Here is a 9,432-nt window from a genome sequence, read left to right as displayed (position 1 = left end):
CTCACGACACACCATCGCGAAAATTTGGCGCGTCTTCAACTCAACATCCTCTTACTTGGATTGTCGCGCTGCTTACCGCCGGCGGTCTTCAAAGTTCAGCCGCAGCCCACGCGCTTCGTTGGCAAGCGCCGGCTGACCGGTATGCCGCGCCAGGGATTCGGCGCGGCGGAGGCGGGATGCCGCCTCGGCGTCGCCTTCCTGGGCGGCACTTCTGCCGGAGCGGAACCAGAGATCGGCCGCCTTCGCCTTCTGGCCGTTCCTCTCCATCGATTCCGCCGCCAATGCCAGCGCCCGCGCGACGCCCGGCTCGTCGCCGGAAGCGCGGCGCAGGGCTTCCTCCGCCATGAAGGCGTCGGCGGCCTGGACGTAGTCTTTCCGAATCAGGTGAAGCCTGCCGGCCAGATGAAGGCTGTCCGCCTTCATCTCCGGCTGCTCGCCGCTCCGGGAGAGTGTGTCCGAGGCGGCGGTAAGGGCTGCAGCGTCGCGCCGGTCCGCCGCGATCAGGCCGAGCAGGAACGTGGCACGGTTCGCCGCCATCGGATCGTCCATGGAACCGGCGACCTCGCGGGCCAGCCGCTCCGCCACGGCGGTCTCCTTCAGCCGGTAGCGCGCCGTGGCCTCTACCAGCGCCTGGGCAGGGCGGGCGGGACGGCCCCGGCGCGCCAGTTCGTTCCTGGTCCTGGATGCGGTTTGCGCCGCCTCCTTCGGCTTGCCGGCGCGCAGGTACGAGAACGCCAGTTCCTGACCCGCCACGGCGATCGCCGCCACGTCGTCGCGGGCATAGGCGCGGTCCAGGCTGCCGGAATATGCCCGTACCGCCTGATCGTAGCGGCCGGACAGGAAGGCGAAGCGGGCCATTTCCAGGGACGCCGAGATTTCCGCATCCTGCACCGCCTCAGGGCCGGGCGGCGGCTCCGGCGTGCTGCCGCAGGCCGTCAGTATCAGGCACAGGATGGCGGCCGATATGCAGCCGCGATGCCTGCTCACGGGCGCACCTCCAGCGGGGACAGCGGTTTCCGCTCGGGCTGGCCGGGCTGGCCACTTCCGCCGCCCAGCAGCCAATTCCCCTGCAACTGGACCAGCAGCCGCTCCAGCTCCGCAACGGCGGCCTGGGTCTGGTTGATGAACATCGGCAGCTCCGCCGAGGCGGAGCCGGCTTTGCCTGCCAAGTCGCGGATCTGGGGCACCAGCCGGTTGACGTTGCGCAGGACGGTGTTCAGCGATACCAGCGCCGCATCCGCATTGCCGACCACGGGCGGCACCTGGGCGACGGCCGCTTCCAGGTCGCGGATGAGGGTATCGTCCACCAGCATTCGGCCTGCCGAGCCTTCTCCCCGGTCCAGCTCCTCCGTGATGTTCGCCAGGGCCGCCATGACGCGGTCTGTTTTGTCGATGACCGGGAAGATCTTGGTGCTCAACTGGTCGATGATCTGCCCGATGTTTTCGGTGGCGCCGCGTTCCGGCGCCGCTTCCAGCACGGCATAGTCCCAGTCAAGTTCCGTCCCGGTCCCGCGCGTGATGTCGAGGAAGGCGGCGCCCGCTATGCCGAACTGCTTCCGGATCAGCACCTTGGAATCGCTCCGGATGAAGGGCTGCATCGCCTTGTCGATCCGGACGATGGCGTGGAAGTTCTCGGTAGGATTGATCACGATCTCCCGGACCTCGCCGGCCCTGGTGCCCAGCACTTCGACGGCGGAACCGCGCGCCAGACCCGCCAGGCCTTCGGCTGGCATGATGACGCGCAGGGTCGAGGTTGGATTCAGCAGTCCCCGCAGCACCCCGGCCTGGAGGATGGCGGCGACGAAGACCGCCAGCGCCAGCAGCACGAACAGGCCGATGCGCCGGCTGGCGTAGCGGAATTGCCGGGTCTCTGCGGTCATCGCGTGTCTCCCTCGGCAACGAGAGCGTCGCCGCGCACCCGGTACCGGCGGGTGGCGGGAATGGCGGGCTCGTACCAGAGCGCCGGATCGAGCGTGAACCACAGCACGGCGCCGTCGCGGTCGCGCACGGCCCGGATCGCATCGACCAGCGGACCGACGCCGTCGGCCGGCGGTCCCTCCAGGATCACCAGGGCTGGAGACCCGGTGAAGGCGCGGATCAGGTCCGCCCGGATAAGATCGGATGCGGTCGCCTGTCCCGGCAGCACAGTCGGCAGTCCGGGCAGTCCGAAGCCGGCGGACAGCCGGTTCGCCTCGTCCCGGGTTTCTGAATAGGGCCGCGTCGTGTGGTGAAGCTGGGGCAGCAGGATATTGTCGATCAGGCTGAGATACGGGACCCATGAGCCGCGCCGGAAGCTGTGACCGATCCGCCCGCGCAGGGCGTTGGCGTGGTCGGGCTGCTGTCGCGACCAGTCGCGCCCGAGCATGCTGACGGTCCCTTGCAGCGGTGGCGCCAGCCCGCAGGCGGCATCGGCGATCGTCCGCTCGTGCTCTTCGTCGCCCGGATCGATCAGGATCAACTCGCCCGGCCCCAGAGTCAAATCGACCGACAACCCGTCCGTCAGGACGGTGGATGCGAACTCCAGGACCGGCGGCTGGTCCATCGTCTACACCATCACGCTCAGCAGCCCGTTCACCACCAGGGTGAGCAGCAGCGCCCGGAAGAAACCCGACGGCAGCAGCGTCGTGGCGGCCTCGTCGCGGCCGGCGCCTTGCTCCAGCGCGGTGACGCAAGCCGCCAGGCCGATCACGAACCCGATGCTCAGCGACTTCAGCGGCAGGATGGCGTAGCCGGCCGATCCGATGACGGAGAGGATGTTGACGAGGACCTGATCGACCGGCTGCTGGGTGATGCCGAGCGCCAGCGCCGCCAGCATGCCGGCCAGGGGTGCCACAACGACGAACAGCATGGTCAGGCAGAATGTGCTGAGCGACAGCGCCAGCACGCGCGGCAGCACCAGCAGGAGCAGCGGGTCCAGCCCCTGCGCGTCGAGCGCCCGCAGCCGCCCCTCTTCCCGCATGCGGCTCAGCTCGCTGAGGATGATCAGCCCGCTGCGTCCGATCGCCAGCAGCCCGACGGTCAGCGGGGCCACCTCCCGCACCAGGATGGTCAGGATGATCTGGGTGATCTCGTCGTTCTGGCCGACCTGCTCAAGCCAGTAGAGCGCCTGCGACAGCAAGCCCAGGCCGGCCAGAATCGCCGTGATGGCGACCGCCGGGATGCTTTGCAGTCCCGAGATCGCCATGAAGCGCATGAACTCCATCCGGACGGGCCGGCGCCATGTGACCGGCCTGACCATCTGGCGCAGTACAGCCGTTCCGACGGCGGCCGTCGTAACGATCCAGCGCGGTGACCAGGGCGGCAGGGGCGCCGGCTTTCCCGCCTTGACGGCTTGGCCTGTCGTGGCGGCGGTCACAGGCGCCCCCGCAGGAAATAGGTCGTCATCTCGCCCAGCCGCTCCAGCCAGAAGGCGCCGCGCCGGCGGAACACGAAGCCGTCGCGCAGAAGTTCGTAGGTGCTCTGGGTCACCTGGACCATGCCGCCGGGCGCCGAGTTCGCCATGGTCGCCGCCACCCGCACCGCTTCGCCCCAGACGTTGAAGGCGACCTGCCCAAAGCCGATCGCGGAGCCCAGGACCGCCCCGGTGTCGAGCCCCAGCGCGAAGCCCGGCGGACGGCCCAGGCTGGCGAAGATGCGCATGCATTCCGCATCTATTTCCAGCGCCGCACTCGCCAGCCGCCTCGCCGCGTCCTCCCTGTCGTCGGGGTCGAATCCTTCCGCCGCGACGATCTGCTCGTTCAGGATCTTCAGGTAGCGGATACGGTGCCGTTCCGCCGCACCCTGGCAGGACCGGACGATCCGTTCGATCACCACGGCATCGGCGGCGCTGCCCGTAGCCAGCGCTATGTCGTCGGCCATCCGCAGAACCATCACGGTGACATGGGAAAAGCGCATCGCGGCGAGTTGATCGTCGCCCAGCCCGCGCCGGGTGATCTCGTGGAGCAGCAGCCGGTCGCGCTCGACCGACAGGGAAGCGTTACGCAGCCCCGCTTGTCCACCCGGCAGGCAGGGGCCGCCGCGCGCTTCGGCGGTTGCCAATGCCGCAGGCTGCGCAGCCCGCTCTTCCGCGACCGGCGCCTGCGCCCTGGCGAAGCGCGGCGCCAGCAGCCGGCCCAGGATGCGGACGAAGCCGATCGCGTCCTGCTCCGCTTCCGCCGACAATGCTGCGTCCTCGATCCAGACGCAGCCGACCACGCATTCTTCGTTCCGGACCGGCACGCTCAGCAGGCTGCGGCAGCCGGCGGCCTGAAGGTAGATCAGGTAAAGCTCGGCGGTCAGCGGGTCGCTTCCGGTATCCGCCACCGGCAGGATTTCGCCGGAAGACAGGCTCGCGGCGAATTGCGGGCACTGGTCCAGCGGGATTTCCGCGGCGTCGGTGTGGCCCCGGCTGTCGCGGTCGAAGCTGTTGGCGCAGACCAGCAGGCGGTCCTCGATCCGCCACAGGCTGATGCCGCGCGCACCCGTGGCCCCCGCCATGATCTCCGCGGCGCGGCGCAATGCGGCCCCGTCCGCCGGGTTCCCCAGCCCGTCCAGTTCGGCGAGATCGCGCAGGGCGGTGTTCTGGACAGCTAGCGCCCGCTGGCGCCGCAGCAGGTCGCGGGCGCGGCGGTCCGTCCGGATGCCCTGCCATGCCAGGAAGCCGGCAAGCCCGATCGCGAGTGCCATGACCGACCCCGAGAGCATCAGGGTCCTGATGTTGTTGGCCGCGACGAACCCGACGAAGTCCGTCTCCGGCACGATCAGCAGCAGCCACCAGTCGCGCCCGACCGTCTGCCTCAGGGAGGATGCCGAGACGATCTGCCGGGTGCCGTCGATCTCCATGAGGGCGCGCGTCTCGCCGCTGATCCTCACCCGGTCGAAGGCTTCACGGATCACCGGCTGGCCAAGTTCCTCGATGCGGGCGGGTCGCGGCGCGTCGTCCTCGCCGCGGAGCAGGGCCGCCGCATCGGGAAGGGCCACCAGACTTCCGTCCCCCTCGGTGATCAATGCGCGCCCGGTACGGCCTACGTCCAGCTGGCCCAGGAACTCTCCGATCGCCGCAAGCTCGACATCGGCGCCGACCACCGCCGACACGGAGCCATCCGCCCGGCGGGCGGACTTCGATACCGTGATGCCGGGCTTCCGGTTGGAGAAGAAGACGTAGACGTCGCTCCAGAACAGCCCGTCGGCTGCGGCGGCGCCCCGGTACCATGCCCGTTCGGCGGGATCATAGGTGTCGGCGGGATCTTCCTCGGTCGCGGTGACGGCGCCGTCCGGCGTCCGCCGTGTCCAGGTGACCCGGCGCTGTCCTTCCGACCTGACGATCCGCTTGGTGTCCAGCCCGCCTGCCGCCGAACGCTGCACCATCAGGAAATCGCCCCCGGCACTGCCGACATACAGGGATGTCAGCCGCGTGCGGCTGCGCATCAGGGTCAGCGCCAGCGCTTCCGACCCAGGGCCGAGAGGGTCTGCCGCGATGGCGCCGGCGAAAACCTCGGCGGTATCCGCCGCCGGTTCCAGCCATGCCGTCACCTGCGTCCTGACGCGCCGGTCCAGGGCCTCGATCAGATCCTGGCTCAGGACCAGGGCATCCCGCCGGTTGACGGTGTAGGAATAGTAGGCGGTTCCGGCCAGCGCCCCCGCGATCAGCAGCACGCCCAGGATCGGAACGCCCAGCCGAATGACGCGGCGGAGGCGGTCGTGGAACGCCACCGCCGGATCCGTATCGACGTCGATGACATCCCGCCCGCGCACGACCGGCTTTCCGGGGTCAGCTCTGGATATTGCGGCTCAATCGGTTGCGCAGCCGGTCGGCCTGCGGGTTGGAAACGTTGCGGCTGACCAGGACGTCCACCGGACGGACCTGACGCCGGTAATACGTGGAGTTCCAGGCGTCGCGCGGCGCTATCACCGAGCCATCCAGGCTGACGCCGCCGTACAGCCCCTTGGAGCGGGAGAACGCCAGGATGTCCGATGTCTGGACCTGGGCACCGGCGCCGACAGGGCCGGCGGCCACGCTGGCGTCTGCGCCCAGCTTGAAGGAGTTGCTCAGCATCGCGTCGGCGCCGCGCTGGGAGCGGATCATCAGGATCACTTCCGCTACCTCCGCACCGGCCTGGAAGCCGACGCTGCCGGAGGCTACCGTGTAGAAGGCGGGATAGCTCCAGTCGCGCGAGTCGTCGTGGACCATCAGGACCCCATTGCCGCCGGCGCCGCCGAAGATGAAGCCGGCCCGGACGAAGGTCGGTACGATCAGCACGCCCCGCGCACTCGGCAGGTTGTCGCGGAACCACGTCATTTCCGGATCGCGCAGGAAATTGATCAATGTCGCATCCGCGTCGCTGACGAGTGCCGCGGGATCGCCGGACGACTCCGGGGGAGTCGATGCGCAGGCGGCCAGCACGAACGATGCGGTGACGCCCTGGGCGCCGAGCGTCAGAAGCCGGCGGCGTGACAGCGAACCATTCATGGAATTTATCCTTTTTATCGTTGGGTCGGCATGCCGGTAACACGCAGACCCCTCGATCTTTCCATGAACGCGCCACTTCCCGGAAGGTGTTGACTGTATGTAACGCTGTTGGGGAGGTGTTAGTTAAGCCGTCCGCCCGGCTGCTTCGACAGGCTGCGCTGCATCGCCTTGCGCCCGTCGCAGTCCCGTTCCTGCTCGCCGCGCTCGGAACCGTCCTCCGGAATGGGGCAGTCGTGCCGTGGAGCGTCTGTGCCGCCGGTCGCCACCTCGTCCTGAAGGGCCGTCATGTGACGGGCGAGCGAGGCCTCGGCCTCGGCCTCCATCTCGCGGTAATGGCGGATCACGGTCTCGCCGAAGGCGGTCAGGCCCGTCCCGCCGCCCTTCCTCCCGCCGACGACGGCGCTGACCACCGGCTGGCGGAAGGTCTGGTTCAGGTCGTCGATCAGCAGCCAGGCCCTGCGGTAGGACATGTCCAACTCGCGGGCGGCGCTGGAGATGGAGCCGCAGCGCCGGATCGCTTCCAGGAGGGCCACCTTGCCGGGGCCGAGCGAACCGGCCGGTTCGAAATCGATGCGCAGCCTGAGCTTCGCCATGGCGGTTGATTCCTCAACTCTGTTCTTGCGGCCCTTAGAGGGCGATGTGCTTTCCCGCCGGTCCCGGAAAGACCCGGTCGAAGGCGACGCTCTTCACCAGGGCGAAGACCTGGACGCCGGCGGTCAGTCCCAGCCGCTCGACCGAGTGCTGTGTGACGCGGGCCAGCAGGAAGGATCCTCCGAGATCGATCTTGACGTCCCGCGACGGTCCGGTTGCCTCGCCAAGCTCGATGATACGGCCTTCCAGCATGTTATGCACGCTGATCCGCGACGGCGGTTCCAGCGCCAGGATCACGTCGCGCGCCTGGATGCGCACTCGCAGCGCCTGCCCGATACCCAGGCTCAGCAGCGGTACCGTCAGCTCGCCGCCGTCGAATCCCAGGGCCGTCAGGCGGGAGGCGGGATCGTGACCGATCACGGTGGTATCCAGCACGGCGCCGGCTTCCGGTCCGCCGATGGCGCCGTCAAGGTCAAGCCGGACCGACAGTTCCGCAACCGTGCCGGTCGCCCGGACCCGCCCGTCGGCGACCAGTACCAGGGTGGTGGCCAGTCTGACCACCTCGTCCGCCGAATGGCTGACGAAGACGATGGGGATGTTCAACTCGTCGCGCAGCCGCTCGATATAGGGCAGGATCTCGGCCTTGCGGGCGGCGTCCAGCGAGGCCAGCGGTTCGTCCATCAGCAGGATGCGCGGCTGGGCCAGCAGCGCCCGTCCGACCGCGACCCGCTGCCTTTCTCCCCCGGAAAGCGTGTGGGGACGCCGTTTCAGCAGCGGATCGATCCCCAGCAGCTGTGCTACCGGCTCCAGCTCGATCCGGCGTTCGCCTTGGGGGACCCGGCGCAACCCGTAGAGCAGGTTGTCGAGCACCGACATATGCGGGAACAGGCGGCTGTCCTGGAAGACGTAGCCGACGCGGCGCTTCTCCACCGGCACGTCGACCCTGCGGGCGCTGTCGAACAGGACGGCGCCGTCCAGCAGGATATGCCCGGCATCGGGCCGGCTGAGGCCTGCGATGGCGTTGATGACTGAGCTTTTGCCCGACCCGCTGGGACCGAACAGCGCCGTGACGCCCTGGGAAGGCGCCTGGAAGGCGATGTCGAGGTCGAACGATCCCTGCCGCCGCTTGATCGCTACGTCCAGCATTCAAAAGTCCCCAATACCGGCATCTCTCAGGGCCTGCCCATCATCCGGCGAACCCGGCGGCCGAGCCATTCCGACAGGATCAGTGCGCTCAGCGACAGGGTGAAGGACAGCGCCACCAGCCGGGCGGCTTCCAGGTCGCCATCGGGCGTCTGCGTCGCGGTATAGATCGCCAGCGGCAGCGTCCGTGTCTCGCCCGGAATGTTCGAGACGAAGGTGATGGTGGCGCCGAACTCGCCGAGGCTGGCGGCGAAGGCCATAACGGCGCCGGAAAGGATGCCGGGAAGCATCAGCGGCAGGGTGATGGTCAGGAATCTGTCGATCGGACCGGCGCCCAGCGTCCGCGCCGCCGCTTCCAGCCCGCTGTCGATCGCCTCGATCGCCAGCCGGATCGCCCGCACCATCAGCGGGAACGACATGACGCCGGCCGCGACCGAAGCACCGGCTGATGTGAAGATCAGGCGGATGCCGAAGTTTTCCAGCAGCCATGACCCGATGACCCCGCGCGTGCCCAGCGTGATCAGCAGCAGATAGCCGATCACGACGGGCGGCAGCACCAGCGGCAGGTGGATGATGCCGTCGAACAGCGATTTCCCCCAGAACTCGGCGCGGGCCAGGATGAGCGCCGCGACGATGGCGAGCGGCAGCACGGTCAGGGTGCTCCAGCTTGCGACCCACAGGCTCAGGCTGACCGCTTCGATTTCCAGGGGGGTCAGCACGTCAGCCCTGGGGAGCGGGGGCTGCGGAGAAGCCGTATTTCCTGAACGCGTCGAAGGCGGCCGGCGATTTCACGAAATCCAGGAACGCCTGGGCGTCCGGAGCCTTGCTGGTCGCCGTGCGCGCGATCGGATAGATGATCGCCGGGTGGCTGTCCGCCGGGAAGGTGCCGACGACCTCGACGCCCCTGTCTACCTTGGCGTCCGTCTCGTAGACGATGCCGAGCAGCGCCTCGCCGCGCGATACGAAGGCCAGCGCCGAGCGGACGCTTTCGGCCCGGACCAGCTTCGGCTCGACGTCGTTCCAGACGCCGAGATGCGTCAGCGCCGCCTTGGCGTATTTGCCGACGGGGACGCTGTTGGGCTCGCCTGTCGCCAGACGGCTGTTGCCGATCCGCTGGAGCAGCGGGAAGTTGCCCTTCTCGACGGTGATCGGGCTGGCAACCGCCTTGGGGGCTATCAGGACCAGCTTGTTGCCGACGAGGTTGGATCGGCTTTCCGGCCTGATCAGGTCGCGCTTGGCGAGATAATCCA

The 9,432-nt window shown here is 68.6% G+C and carries 10 protein-coding genes; all 10 read right to left on the bottom strand.

The annotated features are described in order from the left end of the window. Nucleotides 1–72: 72 nt before the first annotated feature. The gene (locus AC5JJ6_RS28030; protein WP_496045214.1) at nt 73–987 is read right to left on the bottom strand and encodes an outer membrane protein assembly factor BamD; all 915 of its coding nucleotides are present in this window, start codon (nt 985–987) and stop codon (nt 73–75) included. Continuing rightward, a complete protein-coding gene (locus AC5JJ6_RS28025) occupies nt 984–1,880 on the bottom strand; it encodes an MlaD family protein (protein WP_496045213.1) in 897 nt (298 codons plus the stop codon). The genes AC5JJ6_RS28030 and AC5JJ6_RS28025 overlap by 4 nt, the downstream gene beginning before the upstream one ends. Next, nucleotides 1,877–2,542 carry a P-loop NTPase family protein gene (locus AC5JJ6_RS28020; protein ID WP_496045212.1) on the bottom strand — a complete coding sequence of 222 codons (666 nt, stop codon included), beginning with the start codon at nt 2,540–2,542 and terminating at the stop codon, nt 1,877–1,879. The genes AC5JJ6_RS28025 and AC5JJ6_RS28020 overlap by 4 nt, the downstream gene beginning before the upstream one ends. A 3-nt stretch (nt 2,543–2,545) precedes the next feature. Beyond that, entirely contained in the window at nt 2,546–3,355 is an 810-nt protein-coding gene (locus AC5JJ6_RS28015; protein ID WP_496045211.1) for an ABC transporter permease, read from the bottom strand. Then, nucleotides 3,352–5,733, bottom strand: coding sequence for an adenylate/guanylate cyclase domain-containing protein (locus tag AC5JJ6_RS28010; protein ID WP_496045210.1), 2,382 nt, complete (start codon nt 5,731–5,733; stop codon nt 3,352–3,354). Before AC5JJ6_RS28010 ends, AC5JJ6_RS28015 begins: the two co-directional genes overlap by 4 nt. Before the next feature lie 16 nt (nt 5,734–5,749). Continuing rightward, the gene (locus tag AC5JJ6_RS28005; protein WP_496045209.1) at nt 5,750–6,448 is read right to left on the bottom strand and encodes a lipid-binding SYLF domain-containing protein; all 699 of its coding nucleotides are present in this window, start codon (nt 6,446–6,448) and stop codon (nt 5,750–5,752) included. Nucleotides 6,449–6,567: 119 nt separating this feature from the next. Continuing rightward, nucleotides 6,568–7,041, bottom strand: coding sequence for a winged helix-turn-helix domain-containing protein (locus tag AC5JJ6_RS28000; RefSeq protein WP_496045208.1), 474 nt, complete (start codon nt 7,039–7,041; stop codon nt 6,568–6,570). Between the two features lie 34 nt (nt 7,042–7,075). After that, a complete protein-coding gene (modC, locus tag AC5JJ6_RS27995; protein ID WP_496045207.1) occupies nt 7,076–8,185 on the bottom strand; it encodes a molybdenum ABC transporter ATP-binding protein in 1,110 nt (369 codons plus the stop codon). 26 nt (nt 8,186–8,211) lie between these two features. Beyond that, nucleotides 8,212–8,901: a molybdate ABC transporter permease subunit gene (gene modB, locus AC5JJ6_RS27990; protein WP_044429869.1), complete on the bottom strand. Its 690-nt coding sequence runs from the start codon at nt 8,899–8,901 to the stop codon at nt 8,212–8,214. Nucleotide 8,902: 1 nt separating this feature from the next. Continuing rightward, a partial coding sequence (gene modA, locus AC5JJ6_RS27985) for a molybdate ABC transporter substrate-binding protein (protein WP_496045206.1) occupies nt 8,903–9,432 on the bottom strand: 530 nt, incomplete at its 5' end.

The organism is Skermanella sp., assembly GCF_059503625.1.
This window is presented reverse-complemented; position numbering and strand designations above follow the sequence as displayed.

Excerpts from the sequence above, each read along its gene's own strand:
- modC (WP_496045207.1), bottom strand. The coding sequence starts at position 8,185 with ATGCTGGACGTAGCGATCAAGCGGCGGCAGGGATCGTTCGACCTCGAC.
- AC5JJ6_RS28005 (WP_496045209.1), bottom strand. The coding sequence starts at position 6,448 with ATGAATGGTTCGCTGTCACGCCGCCGGCTTCTGACGCTCGGCGCCCAG.
- AC5JJ6_RS28025 (WP_496045213.1), bottom strand. The coding sequence starts at position 1,880 with ATGACCGCAGAGACCCGGCAATTCCGCTACGCCAGCCGGCGCATCGGC.
- AC5JJ6_RS28020 (WP_496045212.1), bottom strand. The coding sequence starts at position 2,542 with ATGGACCAGCCGCCGGTCCTGGAGTTCGCATCCACCGTCCTGACGGAC.
- AC5JJ6_RS28000 (WP_496045208.1), bottom strand. The coding sequence starts at position 7,041 with ATGGCGAAGCTCAGGCTGCGCATCGATTTCGAACCGGCCGGTTCGCTC.